This is a genomic window from Streptococcus oralis (assembly GCF_003942875.1).
Classification (GTDB): Bacteria; Bacillota; Bacilli; order Lactobacillales; family Streptococcaceae; genus Streptococcus; species Streptococcus oralis_BX.
The window spans coordinates 80,087-105,412 of record NZ_RMVK01000006.1 but is presented as its reverse complement, the minus strand read 5'-3'; the positions used below and the strand labels follow the sequence as shown (position 1 = coordinate 105,412).

Sequence of the window (25,326 nt, the reverse complement as noted above, 5' to 3'; positions counted from 1 at the left end):
TATGTTCTCCTTATTTTCTACGTGTTTTCTTGTCGTCTGCAGCGTGACCTTTGTAAGTACGAGTTGGTGCAAATTCACCAAGTTTGTGACCTACCATGTCTTCTTGGATGTAAACAGGTACGTGTTTACGTCCGTCATAAACTGCAATAGTGTAACCAATGAAACTTGGGAAGATCGTTGAACGACGTGACCAAGTTTTGATAACTTTTTTCTTTTCGTCGTTAGCTTGAGCTTCAACTTTTTTCATCAAATGCTCATCGACGAAAGGTCCTTTTTTAAGACTGCGTCCCATTTTTATATTTTCTCCTTTAAATGTTGTACCACAGCGGCTTGCGCTCACATGGAGCGCTACCGAGCTGGCGGATTTCCTAGTTGCTTAGGCGACTAGTTTACTATTATTTCTCGTTGCGACGACGAACGATAAGTTTGTCAGATTTCGCTTTCTTGTTACGAGTTTTAAGACCAAGAGCAGGTTTGCCCCATGGAGTAGATGGCGCTTTACGACCAACTGGTGCTTTACCTTCACCACCACCGTGTGGGTGATCGTTAGGGTTCATTACAGAACCACGAACTGTTGGGCGGATACCTTTCCAACGGCTACGTCCTGCTTTACCAAGGTTTACAAGTCCATGTTGTTCGTTTCCGACAACACCAACTGTAGCACGACAAGTTCCAAGAATCATACGAACTTCGCCAGATTGAAGACGAACAAGAACGTATTTACCTTCTTGACCCAATACTTGGGCAGAAGCACCAGCAGCACGTACCAATTCTCCACCACGACCTGGTTTCAATTCGATGTTGTGGATCAAAGTACCAACTGGGATGTTAGCAAGTGGAAGAGCGTTTCCGACTTTGATATCTGCTTCAGGACCTGAAACGATACGTTGACCAACTTCAAGACCTTTTGGAGCGATGATGTATGCCTTCACACCGTCAGTGTAGTGTACAAGAGCAATGTTTGCAGAACGGTTTGGATCGTACTCAATAGTTTTAACAACTGCTTCAACGTTGTCTTTGTTACGTTTGAAGTCAACCAAACGGTAGAAACGTTTGTGTCCACCACCTTGGTGACGAACAGTGATACGACCGTTGTTGTTACGACCAGCCTTGCTCTTCAAAGCAACAAGCAATGATTTTTCAGGAGTGCTTGTTGTGATTTCAGCGAAATCCAAAGAAGTCATATTACGGCGACCGTTTGTTGTTGGTTTATAAACACGAATTCCCACGATATTTCCTCCTTAGATTATTCAGCTTCAGCAGCGAACAACTCGATTGCTTTTGAATCAGCTGTAAGTGTGATGATAGCTTTTTTAGTTTTGTTAGTAAAACCAGTGTAACGTCCAACACGTTTCGCTTTTGGTTTTACGTTGATTGTGTTAACGTTGGCAACTTTAACACCTTCGAAAGCAGCTTCAACAGCTTGCTTGATCAAAAGTTTGTGTGCACGAGTGTCAACTTCAAATACATATTTTCCTGCTTCAAGTTGAGCCATTGAGCTTTCAGTGATAACAGGTTTTTTGATAACATCATACAAATTCATTATGCAAGAACCTCCTCGATTTTAGAGATAGCTGCTTGTGTGACAAGAAGTTTGTCGCTATTTGCGATGTCAAGAACACTTGCAGTTGTAGCAGTTGCAACTTTCACGTTTGGAAGGTTACGAGCTGAAAGAGCTGCGAATTCATTTCCTTCTTCAAGGATAACAAGAACTTTAGAATCGATGCTCAATGCTGCAAGAACTTTTGCAAATTCAGCAGTTTTTGGAGCTGTAAATGAAAGAGCGTCTACAGCTACGAATTTGTTTTCAGCAACTTTTTCAGAGTAAACTGATTTAAGAGCTAGGCGACGAACTTTTTGTGGAAGTTTGTAGCCGTATGAACGTGGAGTTGGTCCGAAGACAACGCCACCACCACGCCATTGTGGTGAGCGGATAGAACCTTGACGAGCACGTCCAGTTCCTTTTTGACGCCATGGTTTGCGTCCACCACCTGATACTGCAGAGCGGTTTTTAACAGCGTGTGTTCCTTGACGAAGGCTTGCGCGTTGGCTGATGATCACATCAAACACAACTGATTCATTTGGTTCAATACCAAATACTGCATCGTTAAGAACAACTTGGCCAGCTTCTTTACCAGTTTGGTCAAATAATGTTACGTTTGCCATTGTGACTGATTTCCCCTTTCTTTATTATTTACCAGCTTTAACTGCTGATTTGATAGTGATAAGAGATTTCTTAGCACCTGGTACGTTACCTTTGATAAGGATAACGTTCTTTTCTGGAACAACTTGTACAACTTCAAGGTTTTGAATTGTTACGCGGTCGCCACCCATACGTCCTGCAAGGTTTTTACCTTTGAATACGCGGTTAGGTGCAACAGGTCCCATAGAACCTGGACGACGGTGGTAACGAGAACCGTGAGCCATTGGTCCACGTGATTGTCCGTGGCGTTTGATAACACCTTGGAAACCTTTACCTTTAGAAGTACCAGTTACGTCAACAACGTCTCCAGCTGCGAATGTTTCAACTGTGATTTCAGCACCAACTTCCAAGCCTTCAACGTTTTTGAATTCACGAATGAAGCGCTTAGGAGCCGTGTTAGCTTTCGCTACATGTCCTTTAGCAGGTTTGTTGCTCAATACTTCACGTTTGTCATCGAAACCAACTTGGATAGCGTTATATCCGTCTGTTTCTACAGTTTTAACTTGAAGAACAACGTTTGGAGTTGCTTCAATAACTGTTACAGGGATCAATTCGCCAGCTTCAGTGAAGATTTGAGTCATTCCCACTTTTTTCCCTAAGATTCCTTTTGTCATGAGAAAATAGTTCCTTTTCTATATTTTTTATTCAAAAAGTTTTTAACGAGCGTTTTTTATGCTCAAGGTATCAAGCTTTAGATTAAAGTTTGATTTCTACGTTTACACCACTTGGAAGATCCAATTTCATCAACGCATCAACTGTTTTTTGAGTTGGGTTAACGATATCGATCAAACGTTTGTGTGTACGCATTTCAAATTGTTCGCGAGAGTCTTTGTATTTGTGAGTCGCACGAATAATTGTGTAGAGGCTACGCTCAGTTGGAAGTGGGATTGGACCCGCAACTTGTGCACCTGTACGAGTAGCTGATTCTACGATTTTTGCAGCCGCTGTGTCAAGCGTACGGTGTTCGTAAGCTTTCAAACGGATACGGATTTTTTTGTTTGCCATCTTTTTCTCCTTTTCGTCTATTTAAGATAATAGGCTAGCTCCACAAGAAAACCGACGCGCGTTGCGTGGCAATGCAACCGAGCGTGTCGCAACCTCTTGCATCAAAGCTAAGGCTGTAATTTACAGCACCATAATAGAATAACACAAAGCCCCTGCGATTGCAAGGGATTTGTGAGCTTTTTTTCGTTTTTTTAGGATGAAACTGTTTTCCTATTTCATCTTCCTATGATTACTGATTTACATCTATAAAAATCAATCTTTTCTTCTATATAATGTGTGTCATTTTAACCTTGAATGTATCGTCTGATTGATCCACTAGAATGTCCGCCCTTGACTCGGTTTCTCTATAGTATCGCAGATACTGCTCCCGTCTCATCTGATGGCTAGCCAATACAAAAGATGCATCCCGATTTCTCATAGTCGTATCTCGAGCTAAGCGCCTCTTTAATTCGGTCTCCTCATCCGTGTAGAAACAGATAGTTTTGTCAAAGAGTTCCTTGGGTAGAAATCCCACAGACATCCCTTCAACAATCAGAATCGGCTTGGCTCCAGACAAGACCTCGCTAGCCTTCCACGGTTCATCAATTGTTAAGACATCCATACCTGCCTGCAAGGCGAGAATATCCCTCTGTAAACTTGCCAGTTCATGCGCCACTGGGAGACAAGCTGTCACCTTTTGATCTGGCGCTTGCTTTGGTACTACCAGGTGACGTTCTGAGGTGATATAGGGATCTGTTTCTAGTAAATTTACTGTAGTAGAATCTAGGGCTTGATGTAATTCCTGAGCGAAGCTTGACTTGCCTGAAGCCCCATGGCCGTAGATCCCTAGCGTCCTAACTCTTCCCGTTACGATCTCTGAAACCAGTTGTTCTATCAGGTCTTTTTTCTTCATTCTCTCTTCACCTGCTCATAGCTTTCTTTTCCGTCATTAAGCTTGTCCCAAATCACCACTTGCCCACTTTTGAGGGATTTTTGCACATCAATGATACGTTGATTAGAGGAACCTCGGAACTGGAGCATAAGATTGCGCTTGCTTTTATCATACCGTCCATCGACAAGGATGTCAATCAGCGACAAGAGTTCCAATTTGTCTGGAGTCTCCAGCATCATTTCTTCCCACGTGTAGCCCGTCCAGGACCAGATGTCTTTGTCTGGCAATTCCTTTCGAATTCGCTTAACGAGAGGTAAGAGGATACCTGTATTAAGAAAAGGTTCTCCCCCCAGTAAGGTCAAGCCTTGAACATAGGGCTGGGCAAGGTCTACCATGATTTGTTCTTCTAATTCTGCCGTATAGGGAATGCCTGCGTTGAAAGACCAAGTCGCAACATTATAGCACCCCTCGCAGTGAAACATGCAACCTGATACATAGAGAGAGTTTCGCACACCTTCTCCATCGACAAAGTTAAAAGCCTTGTAATCAATGATTCGCCCTTTACTAAGCTCCTCACTTTTCCATTCACCTGGTTTTGGTGTATTCCATGTCATCCTTCTACTCCAAATCTATCCAGTAACGTTCTACGCCATTGCGAACATCCTCAATAAGACCTCCATTTGCTAAAATGACGGCTCTGCTAGCCGGATTTTCCACACTGCAGGTCACAAGTGCTTTTTTGATGTTCTTTTCCTTGCCAAATTGCAGACCTTGTCTGAGGGCTTCTTTGGCATAACCTTTGCCTCTTTCAGATGGACGAATGGAGTAGCCAATATGGCCCCCATTTTCTAGTAAGTAGTCATTTAATCGGAGACGAAGGTTGAGAAAGCCAAGAGCCTGGCCTGCTACGTCAAAACTAACCAGCTGGATAGCAGGAACCCAGTTTTCAGGAATATTGAGTCCCGCTTCCGCTTGAAGATTTTCTTCTAGCCACTCTTCATAAACAAAATTGTTGGCGTTCCAAAACCCACCATCGTGGGCTGATTGAGTCTGTTCAAACTCTGCCATCATCTCTAAAACTGTTTCTTTATCTGCCAATATCGGTCTGCGTAGTTCCATATTCCCCTCCCACCTAAGAGAAAAGTGAGAGCAGACTCTCACTTTTATTTTTTCTTGTTCTTGTTTAAAAACTGTTCTCTGAGGTTGAGCAAGCGTTCTTTTTTACCTGTTCCACCTTTCGAGTGTTTCTCGTGATAACGGGTCACTTGTGCGCGTCCCTTATCGTCTAATTGGTATTTCCCCATTCCATTTCCTTCTAATTTGTTACTTCATGTCCTGCTGTTTTAATAGTTGAACCGTTCATGTGTTTGACACGCGCAGCGATTTCCTTGTGGCGTCCGTTAACCATCGGACGTGCTTGAGGATTTCCCAGATAACCACACGTACGTTTGACCACATCTACTGTTTTAGGGTCGCTATTGCCACAGTTGGGACAAGCAAATCCTCTCTCAGTTGGTTCAAAATCCCCTTCAAAGTCGCACTTGTAGCAACGATCAATCGGAGTATTGGTCCCTAGATAACCGACACGGTCATAGGCATAGTCCCAAACAGCTTCCAAGGCTTTAGGATTTTGTTGAAGAACTGGATACTCACAATAATGGATGAAACCACCTGACGCACCTGCTTCTGGATAAACTTTCTCAAAGTCTAATTTTTCAAACGGTGTTGGATTTTTGCGGACATCATAGTGGAACGAGTTGGTGTAGTATTCCTTATCGGTGATATCCGGAATAGAGCCGAACTTCTCTGTATCCAAGCGACAGAAGCGGTCTGTCAGACTTTCAGACGGTGTGGAGTAGATAGAGAAATGGTAATCATATTGATCTGACCACTCTTCTACACGTCGTTTCATGTCACGAATGATGTCAAGCGTGAATTCCTTGGCTTCAGGATTGCTTTCCCAGCTATTGCCAAAGAAGACCGTCGCCACTTCATACAAACCGATGTAGCCCAGCGAAATGGTCGCACGGCGATTCTTGAAGAGTTGATCTACACTTTCTTCTTTTCCGAGACGGCGACCGAAGGCTCCGTACTGATAGAGGATTGGGGCATTCGCTGGTGTTGCTTCCTTGGTCCGTTCAACACGGTAAACCAAAGCATCTTCTGCGATGTTCATACGTTCATTGAAAATTTCCCAGAACTTATTCAGATCCCCTTCAGACTCGAGGGCGATACGAGGCAGATTGACTGTCACAACACCTAGATTCATCCGACCTGAATTGACCTCAACACCATTCTCATCCGTCCAGCCTTGGAGGAATGAACGACAACCCATAGGAACCTTGAAGGAGCCTGTCAGTTCGATAATCTTATCATAGGATAAGACATCTGGGTACATCCGCTTGGTTGCACACTCGAGGGCCAACTGTTTGATGTCGTAGTTAGGTGAACCTTCCTCTAAGTTGAGTCCTCTTTTTAGCGTAAAGATGAGTTTAGGGAAGATAGCTGTACGGTGTTCTGAACCAAGCCCCTTGATTCGGATGTTCAGGATAGCTTTTTGAATTTCCCGCTCAAAACGATTGGTTCCCAGACCAAAACCGAGCGAAGTAAAAGGTGTTTGTCCATTTGAAGTGAAGAGGGTGTTGATTTCATACTCAAGAGATTGCATGGCATCATAGATATCTTTTTGAGTTTTCTTCCAAGCGTAATCTTCCCGTTTCTCAGGCAAAACCCATTCTTCCGCATCCTTGAGGTGTTTTTGGTAATTCTTCTCTGCATAAGGCGCCAAGACTTCATCGATACGGTCGGCTGAACAGCCCCCGTACTGACTAGAAGCAACATTGGCGATGATTTGTGAAATTTGAGCTGTCGCAGTCTGGATAGACTTGGGACTCTCTACCTCTGCATTTCCAATCTTAAAACCATTTTCCAACATGCCTTTAAAATCAATCAAACAGCAGTTGGTCATCGGAGTGTAGGGGCTGTAGTCCAAGTCATGATAGTGGATATCCCCTTTTTGGTGAGCATTAGCTACGTGCTTAGGAAGCATTTGCAGTCCGATTGATTTCCCAACAATCCCTGCTGTCAAATCACGCTGGGTGTTGAAGACATCACTGTCTTTATTGGCATTTTCATTGACAACTGCTTGGTCTTTATTGAGAAGTTTATGGATACTAAAGTTGATATCTGTCGCTTTTGAGCGCTCAAAATCCCTCTGTGTCCGATAAGTGATATACTCCTCAGCCAGCGCATATTCTTTGGCTTCAAGGAGTTCATGTTCTACGACATTTTGAATTTCATAAATCTTGACACCTTGAGGGAAGCGACTGTGAATTTCAGTCACGATTCTTTCAACTAGACTATTTAGGCGTTTTTCTACTAGAGGCGTAACGTCCATAACCTTTTCCGCCGCCTTGTGGAGAGCCTTGTCAATCTTGTCTACATCAAACACCACACGTCTACCATCTCGTTTTTCAACGAACAAGGTGGGAACGGTTGCAAGCTTTTCTTCTAATACAATCATATCCATGCTCTTTTCTAAAATATTGTTGAATAGTTTATATTCAGTATTATACCACTCTAAAAATAAAAATCAATATCTTGTGTTAAAAATCCTAAATTTTTTAAAATTCCACAAGATATTGATTTTTTGTTATTTTGATTTATAAAGTTTGAACTCGCTAGTATCTGTCTGAACAAGCTCATATTTTTCGCTGAGCCAGCTCTCTACATCCGACCACAAGGCAACTTTTTGATTGACCACAATCATCTTCGGTTGATTCTCTTTCAGATCATTCATCAGTTTGGTTTTATTTTCGTCGCTTGCAGTATAGAGTGTTGGAGTTGATAGAGAAGTCGGCGCCAAGCGTTCACTTGCACGGTAGAAATCTGGACGATCATCCCAAGCATAGACACGATCCTCAGAACTCGTTTGTTGTTTGACCACGCTGGCAAGACGTTCTCTCTCCTGATAAGCCGCTGGGTGAGAAAGGTAGCGACTCAGGATAGGAAGTGCAATAAGGTAGGCAAGGGCAATCAGTGGTAGATAGAAATTTCCTTTAAGGAAAGAAGTTTGTTTCTCACGTCTTCTTCTACGACGACTCCCTCCTTCAGAAACATCTTCCTTGATTCCTGTCAGAAGGAGCAAGACCAAGAAAGGAATTAGCACCACAAGACGAGTACCGTTGATAGGTTCTTTGGAGAGAATCAAGATTCCCAAAGAAACCAACAATCCCAAGCTAGCAGCAATTGAGAGGGCATATTGCTTGGCTGGTTTTGACTGGAACAAGCCTGCAAAGAGCAAACCAAGGAAACCTAATCCAATAGCAAGCAAGCCATAGAAGGCTGCATTTTCAAGCAAATGCGAGTTCGAAAAGAGGCTAAGAGTATTTACCGGATACAAGGTCTGGCTAATGGCATCTCCAAAACTACCTGTCCACACTGTATAGTAGCCTAAAGGATAGAATAAGAGTGAAAATCCTAGGGCTGACGCAAAGAACTGATATAGGCCATGAACAAAGTGACCTTTGCCTAGATTAAAGCCGATAATACCCAAGGCCAGTACAGCCGCAAACAAGGCGGTTGGGATTGGCGCAAGGAAGAAAGCAAGTGCAAGGCTCATCCCCACTCGTACAAATCCTTTGTCGTCCTTTGGAAAAGCTAGATAATTTGTAACGATACTCAATGAATAAAATAGGAAAGGCAGAGCTAGCAAGAGAGCATAACCGCCACCAAAAGCGAGGCCTGCTACAAGCAAGTATAAAATAAAGACAACTCGCTTCGCTTCTTTTTCTTGACCGACAAGAGTATCCGCAGCCTTAAAAAGAATAATACCTGCTCCAAACAAAGCCAACCACTCAACCAAAGCAAGCAGAATACTTCCTAGGGAAAGATAGGTTAGCAAGTAATAGAGCAATCCATTCGTTCCAAAGTAATCTGTATACATTTGACCATTTTGATGCAAGGCCCAACCGGTATAAAGATCCTGACTTTGTTGCGGACTGATTAAACCAAAAATAAAAGGCAGGGCAACCGAAATGGCTGTGGCTACTAAACTCCAAAGCAAAATACTAAAAAAGGGAATGGGAGCTCCTTCTCGTTTTTCTGGCACTGACCAGTCTTGGTAATGAGATTCTTCTTGTTTCTCATCTATTTTCCCGTATACGTTCATTCAATTTCTCCTCTAAGTTTATCTGTTTTAGTATATCAAAATCTTACAGGAATGTCAGCTTGGGATTGATATTTGCTGAATTTCTTATCCAATAACGCAAAGCGTTCGATTTCACGAAAACGATGAAATCGACTATTACTATACTCTCTGATAAAATCATCATCTTCTAGATTAAGCATGGTTTTCTCCTTTACTTATCTATTCGTAAGAAGACAAAAAAGATCCAGCCTTGGGCTAGATCTTGGTCGATAGTTAGAGCATAGGTGCAAACAACTGGACAATTTCCTTGATTAGGCTTTGATACCAGCTGGTTTTGATGGTGTGAGGATAAATTTCTTGAGAAACTTTAAAAATTTCTTCGAAGTCCCTTTCAATATCGATGATGGACTGCGTTCTATAAAGTAAGACGGCATTTTCATAGTGGTGGAGCAAGCTACGATAGTCAAAATTGATGGTCCCCACAGTAGCCGCCTCTCCATCGACAAGCATTTGCTTGCTATGAAGGAATCCCGGACTGTACTCATAAATACGAACCCCTGCAGATAACAAGTCTGGATAGGCTCCTCGAGTAACCAATTGGATGACCTTCTTATCTGGGATACAAGGCGTCACGATTCGCACATCTACCCCTCTCAACGCTGCATTTTTGATACTTTCGGTGAGATCATAGTCAGCAATCAGATAGGGTGTCGTGATATAAACATAGTCTGTAGCTTGATTGATAAGATTTTGATAGACCGTTTTTCCAACTTGAGCTCTGTAGATGGGTTTTGGCCCACTACTATAGGGAATACAGAGCCCCATCCCATCTTTGGGCTGATTTTCGAGATGGTATTGGTCAAAGTCACTAATCTCCCCACGGTTGATATACCAGGCAGATAAAAAGAGTCTGGTAAAAGCCTTTACTGCTGGACCATCCAACCGAATACCGCTATCCTTCCAGTAACCAAAACGTTCGATATGGTTGATATACTCATCGGCCAGATTGATACCACCTGTATAGGCAATTTGACCATCGATAATCATGATTTTTCGGTGATCACGGTTGTTATAAGCAACGGTCAAACGTGGAATCACCTTGTTAAATTTATGGGCTTCAATCCCTCGGCTACGAAGCTGGATGGTATAATCCCCAGGCAAGGTTGCCATACATCCAATATCGTCGTAGAGGAGCTTAACTTCTACTCCTTGAGCAGCCTTTTCTTCCAAAATCTCTAAAATACTGTTCCACATCAAACCTTCTTCGATGATATAGTATTCGAGAAAGATAAACTTCTCTGCTTTCTTGAGATCCTCTAGCATCTGATGCCACATGCTTTCACCAGATGCAAAAAATTGTGTATCCGTTCGATCATAGACATCAGCATTCGTGTCCATGCTGAGGAGAGATTTGATAACTCCGTAAGCTGACTTGTCTTGTTCTTTTAACTCCAAACGGAGAGCTCTGCTATTGTCCTCTCGGTCAACCATTGATTGGAGCTGCTTTAGCTGCTTCAATTCTTTTTTAGATAAACGACGTTCTCCAAACATGATATAGAGCAAAGGGCCAAAAACTGGCACAAAGGCTACTAACAGCCATGTTACCTTACTCTCAGGATTCATAGATCGATTCACAATCGATACAATGGTCGCTAAGCTCACTAAAATGACTAGGATAACCCAGACAATTGGAGCCATCTGCCCTAGATAGAGAAATAAACCAAAGACGATAAACAACTCTGCCAACATGATGGTAATACTAAAACCATATTTGGACATGAGTAGCTGCATTTTTCTAGCTGTCATACATCCCCTTCCTTTTCTAACATTCTCCCTCGCCGCTTGATAAACTAATCTTTCTACTAGTATACCTCAGTTCAGGGGTAGATGGCAACCTTTTGCACTTGCTCAAGTTCCAGTCGTTCCGTGTTTAGATGATTATTACAATTTCAGAGCCAACATATTGACCGTCATACCAGCAGCAGTTCCCATAAGGTAGACGATATCTCCCTCCTTGATAAGTCCATGGTCCAATGAATAGGCCAATCCAAACGGTACAGAGACTGACACCATATTTCCATAGTCAGTGACGAGATTGAGGTACTGATCCTCAGCCACACCTAGTTTTTCCATAACCAAAGGAAGGGCGCGACTTGCTTGGTGAGGAATGATATAGTCCACATCTGCCAAGGATAGCTGTGTTTTTTCTTGAAACTCTTCAAACATGACTGGGATTTTACGAGCAGACAAGAGGAGGATTTTCTTCCCCTTCATGTCAAACATATAGTTGGTCTTAGTCGCTTCAGAGTACTCTTTTGGTTGAAAAGAAGTCAGACCTCCACGAATCTCCGTATCGTGAGCTCCTTCTGACCAAGTACGTTGGAGACTAGCAATGATCCCTTTTTCCTGATGACTTTTTTGGAAAATAAAGGCTGCTGCCCCGTCACTAAAGAGTTCAAAACTTTCTTTTTGCTTGGGATTGAGCCCTAAACTACCAACCTCACTAGACACGATCAGAACACGATTGTATTCGCCCGCCTCAATCAAGTGGGACATAGTCGATAGAGCAGAAATAAAGCTGGTACAGGTTGTATTGATGTCCATTGCTGGAATTGAGAGTCCTTTTGCCACGCGCTCATGAATCAAGGCAGCCGTACAAGGAATAGGCTGAACACCAACTGCACTAGCTGATACAAGACAATCGATATCTTTAATATCTAAATTTGCATGTTCAAGTGCACGCTGGATAGCTCTTTCTGCCAAGTCAAGTTGCGTTTCTTCATTTTCAACTACACGATAACGGGTCTGGTCTTTGAATTGAACGGTATGCTTGGGAAGGCAAACACCATAACCTGCGATTTCTACATGTCTTTTTACTTCTGTCATTGTCTTTTTTCCTTTCATAAACGTTGAATTCGTTTGAGTTTACGGCTAGTATCCCAGTGATAATCTGAAAATTGGATTTGAGGAACTATGAACTCTTTTTGCTGGGCCAAGAGTTGGAACTGTGCTAAAATTGCTGTCTCTACATCCTCATCTCGTTGGCTTAGACAAACTTCCACTAATTTCTCAGAATGTTGCTTAACTTGATAATCTCCCACATTCTCCACAAAGAGGATGCACCGTCTGATAAAGTCTGGATAGATGGTCACCTGTCCCCCATCTAGTCCTTCAAAATAGAAGATGTCGTCAGAACGTCCTTCGACCTTGTCAATCCGTGTATAGCAGGAGCCACAGGGACAAGGCTCCGGATTTTCAACCAAGATATCATTGAGCTGGTAGCGATAAACAGGCTGACTGCTTCGTTTAAAGTCCGTAATCACTGGATAAAAACGGCGATCATCCAGATAATCTTTTTCCACATAGATAATATCTTCGTTGAGATGCAAATTGCCAGCTGAGCAAGTGCAGGCTAGGAAACCTTCTGTCGCCTGATAAACTTGGTCAATGATGGATAGTGAAAAGGCTTCTGCGATCCGTCCCCTATCACTATCTTCCAAGATTTCCGCCACCGAAACGATTTTTTGTGGGTGAATAGCTAACTCTCCATCCTTGAGACGCTTGCTCAATTCAATTAACATTGAGGCTGGTGCCACAATAATCGTTGGTTGATAGTGGTTGAGTCGCTCTATATGCTCATCTGTATGTTTAAAAATATCAAAGTACTCTAGACGAATGAGCGCCGTATTTATGGTCTGATAGAGTTCATTATCAGCTCTCAGGAAAAAGGCGATACGGTGCCCAAAAAGCTGCCCCTTTGGCAACATCTTGGCCAAGATAGCCGCTGCCCACATACTTCGCTCTTTCTCTGTTGTGATAAAGAGGCCTCGATGTCCAGACGTCCCTGAAGACAGCCCAACCGCCACTTCTCCTTTGAGCTCGGTAAAATCACGGGTCTGTTCACTTTCAATAGCCAAGGCCAAGGCTTCATCTCTATCCACTCCTTGGGTGTTGAGCTCATTAAAATGTTCCATCATAAAAGCCTTGTCCATATGATCAAAGTTGCTAGGAACCCCATTTTTAAAGTAGGGAGACTCTCGCTTTAAAAAATTCATATAGTTAGCTAATTGCTTTTTCTGATAGTTTTCTACAGCTTCTCGAGATTTGAAATGATGAAGCCAACGAGTTTGGATAAAGGTTTTAAGAAAGGTTATTTTTTTCATGTAAGATTGACTCTATCCTTTCTACAGGATCATGGCTAACAACTACCTCGATACCGTCCTTTAAGACTTCCTCCAGAAACTCTGTCCCCCTGATATAGTCGGCCTTATTATCCTGGACCAAGGAAGGAATCAGGTGCATCTGCTTGGTGTAAGGTAAGAGGTCAATTCCCCAACAGAGGTCTGCTGCAATGAGGAGATTAAGGTCTGGAAAATATAGACAGGCTTGCCCCCTAGCATGCCCGTCAACAGAGGCTACTAGGATACTGCCATCTCCAAAAAGATCACAAATTGGACGATAGGGAAAAGTTGAAACTTGCTGGTCAGCTCTGATAATAGTTAGATTTTTCTCAAAAGAAGCAGGTAAAAACTCCTTGAAAATCAAGTCTTTCAACTTGGGTTTTTGGTAGACTTCATATACTTCTTTTGTCAAGATAAAGGTTGCATGAGGAAAGAAACTAGCTCCTCCCAGATGATCTGGATGTAGGTGTGATAGAAGAACATAGTTAATTTCTTCTGGTTTGATTCCCTTCGCTTCTAGCAAATATGAAATCTGGTCCTTTTCCGTCATTTGAACGGGCGTTCCTAGCCGATAGAAGCCATAGCGAAGATGGGTCTTAATATCGTAATGATAGCCTGTGTCATAGAGGAGATAGCCCTTGTCCCTGTGTTTGATAAGAAAAACACCTGCTGGAAAGGTCATCTTTTGATTCTTAACTCCCTTAAATAGCAAAACTGTGTAGCTGGTACAGTAGCCTGCTGGGAAATAATCAATGCTTTCGATAATCTTGGACATATTGTTCAATCCCTTCCGAAATACTGATTTGAGGGCGATACCCCAAGTCTCGCTCCGCCTTACTGATGTCCAGCGTCTGACTATAACGGAGCAGATAATAGGTATAGCGTGTCAAAGGCGGTTCACCTTTGAGTTTCAAGACCTTATACAGAAGCTCTAAACTAGTAGCAATAACTGAAAGAAGAGGAGCTGGCACTTTTCTGTATGTTATTGGATAGTCCAACCCTCTCAAGGTTTCTTCTATCAAATCCTTAAAGGCTCTTGGTTCCCCATTGGTAATATTATAAACTTCGCCACTAGCTTGAGGGGACTCTAGTGCCAAGCGAATTGCCAGAGCGACATTTTCCACACAGGTCATATCCATGAGCTGACGACCATCTCCTATCAAGGGAATGCCAATCTTCTGACTGAGTTTGAGAACTCGGGGCAAAATACTGGTATCCCCAATCCCAAAAAGCCCACGAGGTCGTAAGATAATACTCGGAACATCGGGATAATCCTTAAACAGCTTCTCCGAAGCCAGCTTACTACGAATGTAGTTGTTCAGATTATTTTCCTGAGGCGCAGCACTTTCTTTGATAGCTAACTGATCTCGAGGCGCAGCATAGATGCTAGGCGAGGACACATAAACCAAACGCTGAATACCAGCCTCTCGGCAAGCATCCAGAACATACTTGGTCCCTAAAACATTTGTCTGGTAGAAATCCTCCCAAGGCCCCCAAACGGTAGAAAGAGCACCCGCATGCACAACCATGTCCATCCCCTGACAAGCCCGAGCCAAGTTCTCTTGCTTGGTCAAATCCCCCTGAAAAAATGCCACAGAGGAGTTTTCTAAAGACTGACCCACCTTGCGATTGCGTCCAAAAGCGCGTACCTGATAGCCCTGCTGACTAAGCTCTTCAACAACATACTTACCTAGAAAGCCCGTAGCACCTGTTACCAATACTTTCTTCATTCTTTACTTCTCCTTGTCCCCTAAGAGCCGATGTATTTCGCTCTTCAGAATCTCTGTTGGCTGATAGATTTGAGCTGCTCGACTAAGTTTGTTTAAGTCTGGCCAGTCATCTCTAGCCAACAACTCATCAAAGGCGCGTCCAATCGCTTCCGTATCCTCTCGTTTAGCAGTCAAGGCAATCCCTGCCTCTAATCCACGAACTGCATAGTCATACTGATCATAGTCATGGGGGAGAATCAAGGCAGGCTTACCATAGATGATACACTGGTAAAAAATACCTGCACCACCATGATGAATCACATAATCCATCTGAGAAATGTACTCCTTATAGGGAAGATAGGATACCACAGAAACATTGTCCATGAGCTCTTCACATTGGAAGTCTTGTCCGCCAAACCCCAGAGTCACAAAGAAGTGGCAATCTGGATGTGCTTCTGCCAATTGTTGTGTCTGATAGAGGAGATTGTCTTTAGCCCATGCTAGCTGAGTGCCACAGGAGACAAGGACCTTCTTATAACCTGCATAAGGAGACAAATCGAGGGGATAATTTTCTGCCCTCTCAATCGAAGACCCAAAAGGTCCCACCCAAAGGTAGTGCTCTGGAAAATCACTTTTCAGCTCCAACTCTTTCATCCCAATTCCCAAGATGGAATAGGGTGAATAGATGGTTTCCTGACCTTTCTGATTGTAGAGCTTAAAATCGTAACGTTTCAATCGTTCTCTCAATAAAAAGCTTACGATTCGTTTCCCTAAACGAGTCCCTTTTCTTCCTAGCCATTGCAGACCAGATTGGAAAGATGTTTTTGGACTGCCCATTCCTCCAAAGAAACAAGGCGGTCCATCTGTCGTTTCAATGGCAAACTGTGTCGCCATCGTGGTAATCCAGGGAATGTTCAACTGTTCCGCAACAAGTCCTCCAGAGAGGGTTATAAAGTCCGCAATCACAATATCCGGTCTATTTTCCTGCCACTCTTGCACTAATTGATCTGAAACCACATTGATCAAATCAAGACTAGCTGACAACTGTCGATAAGCAGAAAACAGGTTTAATTGACCTTCATTGTTGGCTACACGCTCAAACTCATCTACACAATTTTCTAAAATGGGAATCACCCGGAATCCCATCTCCTCTGCTACAGTTTTTCGTTGCGGCCCTGTAAATAATCGAATCTCATACAAGGGATCCTTCAACAAAGGGGCAAGTAAATTCAGTGTTGGGAAGAGATGCCCACTCAAAGGAACTACAACCACATCAATTTTGATTTTTCTCATATGTCTAGGATAGCAAATTTTTAAAAAAAGAACTACCAAAATGATAGTTCTTTCTAATACTATTTATATTTTGAGGAATAAGTCGCTTCCACTCTACTTGATTTTTAGAAGAGTTCTTTGTAGAGAGCAATAGTTTCTTCTAGAGTTGGCATGAATGGATTGCCTGGCGCACATGCATCGATCAAAGCATTCTTAGAAAGGTAGTCAAAGTCAAAGTCTTTTTCTTGGATACCGAGTTCAGTGAGTTTCTTCGGAATACCTACTGTTTCAGACAGTTTCTCAATCTCAGCGATAGCATAGTCAGCACATTCTTGGTCTGTTTTCCCTTCCACATGGAGTCCCAAGGCCTTGGCTACATTGCGGAAAGCTTCTGGTACACGTTTGGCATTTTCACGCTCTACAACTGGGAGAAGCATGGCACAGCAGACACCATGTGGCAAGTTATATACCGCACCGAGTTGGTGAGCCATAGAATGAACGTAGCCCAAACCAGCGTTGTTAAAGCTCATACCACCGAGGAAGATGGCATTGACCATAGCCTCACGCGCTTCAATATCTTGGCCATTTGCCACAGCACGAGGAAGATACTCCTTGATGAGTTCAATCGCTCCGATAGAAAGTTTCTTGGTCACATTATAAGCACCTGGTGTTACCAAGGCTTCGACAGCGTGAGTAAGAGCATCCATACCTGTCGCTGCTGTCAATCCTTTCGGCTTTGAAAGCATGAGTTCTGGATCATTGACAGAGATAAGGGCAAGGCTATTCTTATCAACCATTACCATCTTGACCTTGCGCTCTTCGTCAGTAATAACATAGTTAATGGTGATTTCTGCAGAAGTTCCAGCTGTTGTATTGATCGCAACCACTGGCAATCCTTTTTTAGCAGACTTGTGGAGGCCTTCGTAGTCCTGTGGTTTGCCACCATTTGTAGCGATGATGGAAATACAGCTCGCTGCATCCTGAGGTGAGCCTCCTCCAAGACTGATGATGAAGTCACATCCATGCTCTTCCAAAGCAGCCACTCCGTCTGTGACGTTCTTGCAAGTCGGATTTGGCTCCACATCGCTAAAAATCACATATTCGATCCCTTTAGCATCTAACGGTTTTAGGACTTTGGGTAAAATATCACTACCTTCGATGAACTTATCTGTCACCAAAAGGGCCTTCTTATACCCCAGTTCCTTGATATACGGACCTACTTCATTTACAACACCTTTACCAATAAGGTTAACTGCCGGAACGTAAAATGTAGCCATATGCTTTTCCTCCTGCGCCTTTGCGCTATTTGATTATTTACTATCAGTATACGACCTTATAAGAAGTTTTACAAATATTTGTAAGCGTTTTAAGTAAAAAGTTAGTAAAGAACAGCCAGCCACTTTTTCAAGAAAAAAGCTCCAAAAAGATAGCTTTCATCTCATTGGAACTTTTACTTAATCATTATTGCTTAGTTAATACCACTCGGTCAGATGCCTCTCGGTCCATATCATCGATAATCAATTGATTACCATTAACTGCATAAATTTTGACATCATCCCCGATAATGACACGTTGATTTTCTGGCTCAAAGCTGACTTGCTTGATTTCCTTATCTCCATCTGGCTCGACTTCAGTCCATGTACCAGTTTTACCTGTTACAACAAGAGTGATTTGGTCATTCTCATCTTTTCCAGTATAGGTACCATCGATATTCGTAGGTTGAGCTACAGTAGTGTCCTGACTTGAGGACGCCTGTGGTTGACTAGCACTTGTCGCAGCGCTAGAAGATGATTCTTGTTGAGAAGATGATTGCTGAGCAGATTGCTGGGTAGGGGCTTGTGCCTTAGGTCCACAAGCTGCTAAAAGACTAAGAATTGCTAGGGAAGCAATAGAAAGTGTGAATGTTTTCGTTTTCATAGCGATTTCCTTTCTTTTGTGCCAATGTTTTGCTGGAATCGTTTCCAGATATACCTCCTACCTCAAGTATAACAACTTAAACCTAGAAGGTCAACTAATCCCATCGCTTCCTTGCAAACTCGCTCGGACTTCCGAGATAAAGTAGAGCGAGCCCGTCACGAAAAGCAAGTCCTGATCTTTGGCCTTTTCTTCAAATTCTCTGATAAAACCGCCATAGGAAGAAATCAAATCGTAACCCGCCACATCCTTTTCATCCAGAGAGCCTTGGTAGTCAAAGCCTGTTACCTTAAGTTCCACCTCAGGCAACTGCTTAGATAGATAGCCTAACATCCCCTGATAATCCTTGCGTTTAAGTGCTCCAAAAAGGATGCGAACCTGGTAACCTTGCTGGATTTTCCCTTGGATAAACTCGACTAGACGAGTCAAGGCTGGCAGATTGTGAGCCCCATCTAGGTAGATTTGTGGACGAATCCGTTCCAATCGACCTGCCCAATGTGTCTCCTTCAAAGCCCGTCTGACAAACTCTTCTTCGACCCTTTCACCTCTTGACGCCATAAACAGAAGAAAAGTTTCTAAAGCCAAGGCGGCATTTTCTTGCTGATAAGCACCTTCTAAACCGATTTCAAGCTGTGAAAAGTTTGCTAGCTTACTTGAAAAATCCCCAGCATTCAAGGTGAAGTCTCGCCCAGCTTGATAAAGTTCGACAGCTAACTCTCTCGCTTTACTTTGACAGACAAGCTCCGCTTCTGGAGTAAGCTTGGCAATGACTGCCTTCTTGCCAGCCTTGAAAATACCAGCTTTCTGCTCGGCTATTTCCTCCAGACTATCGCCCAAGGTCTCCTGATGATCTAGCCCAATCGAAGCAATAACTGCAATCTCTCCTGTTACGACATTAGTGGTATCAAGCAAACCACCAATCCCCACTTCTAGCAGGACTAGATCCACTCCCTGCTCTTTAAAGTAAAGCAAAGCAATCAGAGTCAGTAATTCAAAAAAGGACAACTGGTCATAGGTTTGCAAAAGCGTCTTTTCCATCTCATTGACCTGCTCCGCCAAACGGATAAAATCTGCATCAGCAATCGGTTGCCCATTAATACAGATTCGATCATGGATACTGACGATATGAGGAGAGGTGAAAGTACCAACTTTTTTACCATGAGCAACAAACAACTCCCTCATGAAGGCAATAGTTGACCCTTTACCGTTAGTACCTGTTACGTGGATAATAGGATAAGTCTTCTCAGGATTCCCCAGCAAATCCACAGCTCGCTGCATTCGTCCAAGTCCAGATCTAAAGTTTAAACCAATCCGACTATGCAGCCATTTTTCTACTTCAAACATACATGTCTCCTTAACAAAAGTCCAATCAACTACCGCATCAAAGTATGATTACAAATAAAAAACGAGGTCGGGACTAAAATCCCGACCTCTTACCTGGTTAGCTAATCACTAGCTACTATGAATTTCAACGTAGGCTAAAAACGTCCCCCGGACTTACTGACAGTCTTTATTTTTAGCGTAAGGGTAAAAATGTTCACTGAACAAACCAGTTCTCTCTTATTTTAAGGAACTGGGCTAAAAACGTTCCCCGAACGTTCCTGCGTTTCTCATTTCTGGCGCAGGGCTAAAAACATCCACTGGACTTACTTACGGTCTTTATTTTTAGCGTAAGGGTAAAAATGTTCACTGAACATTTTTACTCCTCCATAAAGCTGTTGAAGACTTCTTCAATCATGTTCCATTCGTCTTCTGAGTCTTCTGGGATTGGTTGCAATTCGCCTTCTGTTCCATCTTCGTTTTCGATGAATGAGTAAGGTTGGACTTCAACTTGTCCGTCTTCATCTTCTTCTGCATTAACTGGCACTAGCAGAACATAGTTTTTACCAAATTCTTCTTTTCCGTCGATGGTCAAAAGAATTTCAAACAAGGTTTCATTTCCTTGCTCATCTACTAGTGTAATCAATTCACGTTCTTCGTGGTCATGGTTGTGATCGTGTGACATAGTTTCTCCTCTGTCTTAAAATTTTCTATCTAAATAATTTTGCAAAATCAGCTGAGCAGCCAACTTATCAATAACTTTCTTGCGTTTGTTACGGCTGATATCTGCTTGTTCAATCAACATACGCTCCGCAGCGACCGTTGTCAAACGCTCATCCTGATAGTCTACTGGCAAACCAAAGAGTTCTTCTAGCTTGGCACCATAGGCTTGACTGGCTTCTACTCGCGGACCGCTGGTATTGTTCATGTTCTTTGGCAAACCTACTACAAAGCGTTCTACCTTATAGCTGTCAACCAATTCCTTGATGCGGTCAAAACCAAACTGGCCCTGATCCTCATTAATCTGGATGATTTCAAGTCCCTGAGCGGTGAAGCCTAGGGGATCGCTAATCGCCACCCCTACTGTTTTTGAACCGACGTCCAATCCCATAATTCTCATAGATTATAGATCGACTCCTTGTCCTTTAAGGTAGTAGCGTACCAATTCTTCAACAATTTCATCACGCTCATACTTACGGATTTGATTTCGTGCATTGTTATAACGAGGAACGTAGGCAGGGTCTCCACTCAATACATAACCGACGATCTGGTTAATCGGATTGTAGCCCTTGTCATTCAACGAAGCATAGACGTCTGTCAACGTTTCGCTAATTTCTTTCTTATTGGAATCATCCAATTTAAACCGTACAGTTTCTTCAGTAAATCCCATTCTAACACCCTCTTTCCTTAGAATATTACTATTATAGCATATTTCCTGACGTTCTACAAATAAATCAGTTTGTTTATTTGGATTTTCTTACTGTTCTACCGCCCCATTTGCCACTCTGTCAGCAATATACTGGCTAGGTTCGTTTTTTAAGAGATTTTCAAGACCAATATTTTTTAAATATTCTAGTTGAGATGCCTTTTTGACATCCAAAACTTGAAAATCATAAGTCGTTGTGGTCTGGATTTCTGTCTCGCTGAGTAGCTTGGTTTCCAGTGTAAATCCTGCCAGTTTGCGCGCCTCTTGGATAGTCTCATCCTTTTCTTCTGCTTCAAGAAGCGCTTTTTGCGTTTCCTCTAGGCCATTTTCAGAGATAAAGGTCTTGAGTTCATCCCCGACAGGTCGTTTTTGCTGGATAGTCAAGGTCAAAAACTGATTACCTTTATAAGTAATGGTCTGAATCTGTTGCGTCCCATTTTCTGACTTCGGCATCAGCAAGGTCTTGGTGACAACCGTATTCTTTTCGGCATTGTCCAAAACGGGAAGGTTGGATTGGAGAGGTTCAGATGCTGTTGTGGAAGCAGCAGGAGTTTCCTTTTTTTGCCCACATCCCGCAAGCAAAAAGAGGAGAGCAAAACTAGCAATTAGTAACTTTTTCATAATTCCTCACTTGATTTTAAAACAAAAGAGCAAACAAGGCCAGGAGTCACTCCCAGCCTTGATGTTTTATAGAGCTGCACGTAGACGTGCTTCTGCATTTTCTACATTACGGACAGAGCGTGGCAAGAAGGCACGGATATCATCTTCTTTATAGCCGACTTGCAGGCGCTTCTCATCAACGAGAATCGGACTCTTTAAGATCCGTGGTGTTTCCATGATTAAGTTGAGCACTTCATTGACACTCAAATCCTCGATGTCAACTCCAAGTGCCTTAGCGTAGCGGTTTTTTGACGAAACGATACTGGCAATGCCATTATCGGTTTTCGTGAGAATATCTAATAACTCTTCTCTTGTAATTCCTTCTTTACCGAGATTTTGTTCTTTATAACTTAACTGGTGGGCATTGAGCCAGGTTTTCGCTTTTTTACAGCTAGTACAACTTGAGACTGTATAAATTTTGATCATGTACCTACCCCTTTCGCTACATGTTACTATCAGTTTAGTCTATTATACCATAAAAAACATCCGACTTGCGACCTATTTTTAAAAAAAATTAACTTTTTTCGCGATTTTCGTACTTTTTTCTTGACAAAATCAATTTATAACCAACTTTTAAATTTTTTGATATACAATCGTTTTACAACTGTAACACTTATCATATAGAGGACGATAATCAAAAGCAAAAAGAGGAAATAAATTGGTTCCAAAGGGGTTAAATGAAGCAGGCTAGCAATTGAAGAGTAGGGAAGGAAGGTCACAAAACTAGCTGCTAGCAAGGTTGTTCCAAGAACAAACCATGATGGACGACTTTGTAAGAAAGGAAGTTTTGCTGAACGAAGCATATGGATAACCATGGTTTGGGACCACATGGATTCAATGAACCAACCTGTCTGGAACAAAATGATAAAGCCCGTTGCAGAGTCTGCTCCGTGAGCATAGGCTTGGCCTGTCGCCATTGGGACAATGACAAAATAGAGCAAGATAAAGGTCAAAATATCAAAGGCAGAAGAAATCGGACCCATCCAAATCATAAAACGAGTAATAGACTTAGCTTCCCACTTATGGGGATGTTTTAAAAAGTCTTCATCCACATTATCAAATGGCAAGGCAATGCAAGAAAGGTCGTAGACGAGGTTTAACACAATCAAGTGAATCGGAGCCATAGGAAGGAAAGGTAAAAAGATACCAGACACTAACAGAGAGAAAATGTTCCCGAAATTAGAGCTGACCGTCATCTTGATATATTTGGTCATATTAGCGTAGACCTTACGCCCTTCAACCAGCCCTTTTTCAAGCACCATCAAATCCTTATCTAACAAAATGACATCAGCCGTTTCTTTGGCAATATCTACTGCTGTATCAACAGAAATCCCCACATCTGCCACTTTCATAGAAGGGGCATCATTAATCCCATCTCCCATATAGCCAACACAATGTCCATTCGATTTGATTTGTAAAATGATTCGTGCTTTTTGATCCGGAGAGAGTTTGGCAAAGACAGTCACCTTCTCAACTGCTTGAGCCAACTCTTCGTCCGTCATGGCGTCAATATCAGAACCCAACAAGATTTGATCAACGTCTAGACCAACTTTTTCGCAAACTGCTTGGGTTACCTTCTCATTGTCCCCCGTCAAGATCTTTGTTTGAACACCGTGTTCTAACAAAGCTTGGATAGCAGGTGCTGCTGATGGTTTTGGTGGATCTAGAAAGGCAAGATATCCTGTTAGAATCATCTCTTTTTCATCTTCAACGGAGTAAGCAAAACCTTCTTTTAGGCCTGTTTTATAGGCGACTCCCAAGACTCGCAATCCCTGTTGATTAAGTTGATCTACTTCTTTTAAGATTTCCACTCGGATATCATCCGTCAGAGGGCTAATCTGACCTTGATATTCCACATGGGTTGAAATCGCAAGCATTTCCTCTAGGGCACCCTTGGTTACCAAACTAACAACTTCGTTCTCATCCTTGACGATGACACTCATCCGTCTGCGTTCAAAATCAAAGGGCAATTCGTCTATTTTTTGGAAGCTAGTATCCAAATTTTGTAGAATAGCGTGTTCTTTAGCTTCTTTTTCAGTTCTACTGATAATGGCACGGTCCATCAAGTTTTTCAAACCGGTTTGAAAATAGGAATTGAGATAGGCACGTCTCAACACAGACAAATCCAAATCTCCATGTATATCCAAAGGATATTCAAGGACAATTTCATCTTGGGTAAGGGTTCCGGTTTTATCCGTGCATAGGATATCAATAGCACCTAGGTCCTGTATGGCATTGAGTTTTTTGATGACGACTTTTTCCTTGGCCATGATAATGGAGCCTTTTGCTAGACTGGCCGTGATGATCATAGGAAGCATCTCAGGTGTCAATCCAACACCAACACTCAGTGCAAACACACCTGCTTCCAGCCAGTCGCCATCTGTCAAGCCATTGGAGAGAAACACGATGGGAACCATGACCAACATCAAACGGATCAAGAGCCAAGAGATGCTGTTCATCTCCCGTTCAAAAGAGGTCGGTTCGTCATAGGTATTGAGAGTTTGCTCGATTTCTCCCATCATAGTGTCATCGCCGACCGCTAGGATCAAAGCCTTGGCACTCCCTGATATCACATTGGTTCCCATAAAGGCGAGTGCTTCTGCTTCTAGCAGACTATCAAAGTTTGACTGACTCATTTTTGACAAGGCTAGTTTTTCAACCGAGTCACTTTCACCTGTCAAACCAGACTGTTGAACAAAGAAATCGCGTGATTCAATTAAAATGAGGTCTGCTGGAATCATATCCCCAGCACTTAATTTGACTATATCTCCAACGACCAAATCTTCAATTGCGACCTCTAAACTCTGGTCTTCGCGAATAACTGTGGCAGTGTTCACAATCATTTTTGATAGATTGGTCGCAGCCTTGTCACTTCGCAGTTCTTGGACAAAGCGTATGCCACCAGAGATTAGAACGAGAACGACGATGATGATAGAGGTCGTCGGATCTTCTTGTCCAGGCTTCGCCAGCCAGACATTGGTCACCATGGAGATCATAGCGATGACCAGCAGGATGATTGTAAATGGATTGATAATAGATTCGTAAATCTTTTTGAGGATACTGTCTTCTTGACCCTTGGTGATGGTGTTTTCGCCGTATAGGTCACGATTTTTCTCCACCTGCTCCTCAGTCAAGCCTGTTAGACTTGTCTTATAAAAAGATAGAGTTTCGTTTAAGGGTGTGTGAATAGCTGTTGCTAATCTTTCTTTTGTAGTTTTCATTGGTTTCTCCTATCTGTATGAATGATGTGTTTCATGCACAGAGACCAATCACTTTATAAGGGCAGAACGACACAAATCAGCGATTGGCTGTGTATGTGCGGTTCTGGATGATCGTCAATTTGCATCGTTTGTCTCCTTTCCTTGTTCTAAAACAGTAGAAAATCCCACCATAAAATGGCAGGATTAAAAAACTAATTATCTGTTTTTTCGTTCAAGCTTTAACTCCATAGGGCAATGTAATGAGCTTAGTCTTGGCCTTCGCGACCAGGACTGTTGACCAACGAGTAGTGTCTCCACTGCTTTGCGGTAGTCATCCGTATCCCTATGGTAGCCTCACCTACCGTTTTCGTCTATCAGTATAAACCTTTAAAATATAAAAGTCAATGATTTATCTC

Annotated in this window: 28 protein-coding genes and 1 riboswitch; all 28 genes read right to left on the bottom strand. The window is 42.6% G+C overall.

Annotated features, from left to right (window positions below; all coding sequences use genetic code 11):
* Positions 1-10 precede the first annotated feature (10 nt).
* The 28 genes from rpsS to mgtA all read right to left on the bottom strand — a co-directional run bounded on the left by rpsS (position 11) and on the right by mgtA (position 24,931).
* Positions 11-292, bottom strand: a complete 282-nt coding sequence (rpsS, locus tag D8844_RS07750; RefSeq protein ID WP_000533766.1) for a 30S ribosomal protein S19 — start codon at positions 290-292, stop codon at positions 11-13.
* A gap of 103 nt (positions 293-395) precedes the next feature.
* Positions 396-1,229, bottom strand: a complete 834-nt coding sequence (gene rplB, locus D8844_RS07745; RefSeq protein WP_000512910.1) for a 50S ribosomal protein L2 — start codon at positions 1,227-1,229, stop codon at positions 396-398.
* Between the two features lie 17 nt (positions 1,230-1,246).
* Entirely contained in the window at positions 1,247-1,543 is a 297-nt protein-coding gene (locus tag D8844_RS07740; protein WP_001055347.1) for a 50S ribosomal protein L23, read from the bottom strand.
* Positions 1,543-2,166: a 50S ribosomal protein L4 gene (gene rplD / locus D8844_RS07735; RefSeq protein ID WP_000024537.1), complete on the bottom strand. Its 624-nt coding sequence runs from the start codon at positions 2,164-2,166 to the stop codon at positions 1,543-1,545. The genes D8844_RS07740 and rplD overlap by 1 nt, the downstream gene beginning before the upstream one ends.
* 24 nt (positions 2,167-2,190) lie before the next feature.
* The gene (rplC, locus tag D8844_RS07730) at positions 2,191-2,817 is read right to left on the bottom strand and encodes a 50S ribosomal protein L3 (RefSeq protein ID WP_000160197.1); all 627 of its coding nucleotides are present in this window, start codon (positions 2,815-2,817) and stop codon (positions 2,191-2,193) included.
* An 82-nt stretch (positions 2,818-2,899) separates the two neighbouring features.
* Positions 2,900-3,208: a 30S ribosomal protein S10 gene (gene rpsJ / locus D8844_RS07725; RefSeq protein WP_001284513.1), complete on the bottom strand. Its 309-nt coding sequence runs from the start codon at positions 3,206-3,208 to the stop codon at positions 2,900-2,902.
* A gap of 265 nt (positions 3,209-3,473) precedes the next feature.
* Positions 3,474-4,100, bottom strand: coding sequence for a uridine kinase family protein (locus D8844_RS07720; RefSeq protein ID WP_125423170.1), 627 nt, complete (start codon positions 4,098-4,100; stop codon positions 3,474-3,476).
* The gene (nrdG, locus tag D8844_RS07715) at positions 4,097-4,693 is read right to left on the bottom strand and encodes an anaerobic ribonucleoside-triphosphate reductase activating protein (protein ID WP_000220160.1); all 597 of its coding nucleotides are present in this window, start codon (positions 4,691-4,693) and stop codon (positions 4,097-4,099) included. Before nrdG ends, D8844_RS07720 begins: the two co-directional genes overlap by 4 nt.
* Before the next feature lie 4 nt (positions 4,694-4,697).
* Positions 4,698-5,198: a GNAT family N-acetyltransferase gene (locus D8844_RS07710; RefSeq protein ID WP_125423167.1), complete on the bottom strand. Its 501-nt coding sequence runs from the start codon at positions 5,196-5,198 to the stop codon at positions 4,698-4,700.
* Between the two features lie 44 nt (positions 5,199-5,242).
* A complete protein-coding gene (locus D8844_RS07705; protein WP_000521625.1) occupies positions 5,243-5,383 on the bottom strand; it encodes a hypothetical protein in 141 nt (46 codons plus the stop codon).
* Between the two features lie 11 nt (positions 5,384-5,394).
* Complete coding sequence (gene nrdD, locus D8844_RS07700; protein ID WP_185757679.1) at positions 5,395-7,602, bottom strand: anaerobic ribonucleoside-triphosphate reductase; 2,208 nt, start codon at positions 7,600-7,602, stop codon at positions 5,395-5,397.
* A gap of 129 nt (positions 7,603-7,731) precedes the next feature.
* The gene (locus D8844_RS07695) at positions 7,732-9,249 is read right to left on the bottom strand and encodes a damage-inducible protein CinA (RefSeq protein WP_125423161.1); all 1,518 of its coding nucleotides are present in this window, start codon (positions 9,247-9,249) and stop codon (positions 7,732-7,734) included.
* A gap of 35 nt (positions 9,250-9,284) precedes the next feature.
* Entirely contained in the window at positions 9,285-9,428 is a 144-nt protein-coding gene (locus D8844_RS10405) for a hypothetical protein (RefSeq protein ID WP_164497043.1), read from the bottom strand.
* A gap of 73 nt (positions 9,429-9,501) precedes the next feature.
* Positions 9,502-11,034, bottom strand: a complete 1,533-nt coding sequence (cls, locus tag D8844_RS07690) for a cardiolipin synthase (RefSeq protein ID WP_125423158.1) — start codon at positions 11,032-11,034, stop codon at positions 9,502-9,504.
* A gap of 135 nt (positions 11,035-11,169) precedes the next feature.
* Complete coding sequence (locus D8844_RS07685; RefSeq protein WP_125423155.1) at positions 11,170-12,114, bottom strand: 3-oxoacyl-[acyl-carrier-protein] synthase III C-terminal domain-containing protein; 945 nt, start codon at positions 12,112-12,114, stop codon at positions 11,170-11,172.
* 14 nt (positions 12,115-12,128) lie between these two features.
* Positions 12,129-13,391, bottom strand: coding sequence for a F390 synthetase-related protein (locus tag D8844_RS07680; RefSeq protein ID WP_125423152.1), 1,263 nt, complete (start codon positions 13,389-13,391; stop codon positions 12,129-12,131).
* A complete protein-coding gene (locus D8844_RS07675) occupies positions 13,369-14,184 on the bottom strand; it encodes an MBL fold metallo-hydrolase (protein WP_125423149.1) in 816 nt (271 codons plus the stop codon). The genes D8844_RS07680 and D8844_RS07675 overlap by 23 nt, the downstream gene beginning before the upstream one ends.
* Entirely contained in the window at positions 14,159-15,139 is a 981-nt protein-coding gene (locus tag D8844_RS07670; RefSeq protein WP_125423146.1) for an NAD-dependent epimerase/dehydratase family protein, read from the bottom strand. Before D8844_RS07670 ends, D8844_RS07675 begins: the two co-directional genes overlap by 26 nt.
* A gap of 3 nt (positions 15,140-15,142) precedes the next feature.
* On the bottom strand, positions 15,143-16,411 hold the full coding sequence (locus tag D8844_RS07665) for a glycosyltransferase (RefSeq protein WP_125423143.1): 1,269 nt from the start codon (positions 16,409-16,411) through the stop codon (positions 15,143-15,145).
* Positions 16,412-16,515: 104 nt separating this feature from the next.
* Positions 16,516-17,667, bottom strand: a complete 1,152-nt coding sequence (locus D8844_RS07660; protein ID WP_000190392.1) for an iron-containing alcohol dehydrogenase — start codon at positions 17,665-17,667, stop codon at positions 16,516-16,518.
* 184 nt (positions 17,668-17,851) lie between these two features.
* Complete coding sequence (locus D8844_RS07655) at positions 17,852-18,307, bottom strand: SP_0198 family lipoprotein (protein ID WP_000853129.1); 456 nt, start codon at positions 18,305-18,307, stop codon at positions 17,852-17,854.
* 90 nt (positions 18,308-18,397) lie between these two features.
* Positions 18,398-19,648, bottom strand: coding sequence for a bifunctional folylpolyglutamate synthase/dihydrofolate synthase (locus D8844_RS07650; RefSeq protein WP_000464360.1), 1,251 nt, complete (start codon positions 19,646-19,648; stop codon positions 18,398-18,400).
* A 355-nt stretch (positions 19,649-20,003) separates the two neighbouring features.
* Positions 20,004-20,309: a DUF1292 domain-containing protein gene (locus D8844_RS07645; protein WP_125413899.1), complete on the bottom strand. Its 306-nt coding sequence runs from the start codon at positions 20,307-20,309 to the stop codon at positions 20,004-20,006.
* 15 nt (positions 20,310-20,324) lie between these two features.
* Positions 20,325-20,744, bottom strand: coding sequence for a Holliday junction resolvase RuvX (gene ruvX, locus D8844_RS07640; protein WP_002876031.1), 420 nt, complete (start codon positions 20,742-20,744; stop codon positions 20,325-20,327).
* Positions 20,745-20,747: 3 nt separating this feature from the next.
* On the bottom strand, positions 20,748-21,014 hold the full coding sequence (locus D8844_RS07635) for an IreB family regulatory phosphoprotein (RefSeq protein WP_000507059.1): 267 nt from the start codon (positions 21,012-21,014) through the stop codon (positions 20,748-20,750).
* Between the two features lie 87 nt (positions 21,015-21,101).
* Positions 21,102-21,671, bottom strand: coding sequence for an SP0191 family lipoprotein (locus D8844_RS07630; RefSeq protein WP_125423141.1), 570 nt, complete (start codon positions 21,669-21,671; stop codon positions 21,102-21,104).
* Between the two features lie 66 nt (positions 21,672-21,737).
* On the bottom strand, positions 21,738-22,136 hold the full coding sequence (gene spx, locus D8844_RS07625) for a transcriptional regulator Spx (protein ID WP_000591165.1): 399 nt from the start codon (positions 22,134-22,136) through the stop codon (positions 21,738-21,740).
* Positions 22,137-22,270: 134 nt separating this feature from the next.
* Positions 22,271-24,931, bottom strand: a complete 2,661-nt coding sequence (mgtA, locus tag D8844_RS07615; protein WP_125423138.1) for a magnesium-translocating P-type ATPase — start codon at positions 24,929-24,931, stop codon at positions 22,271-22,273.
* A gap of 195 nt (positions 24,932-25,126) precedes the next feature.
* A riboswitch (M-box (ykoK) riboswitch) is annotated at positions 25,127-25,278 on the bottom strand.
* Between the last annotated feature and the right edge of the window lie 48 nt (positions 25,279-25,326).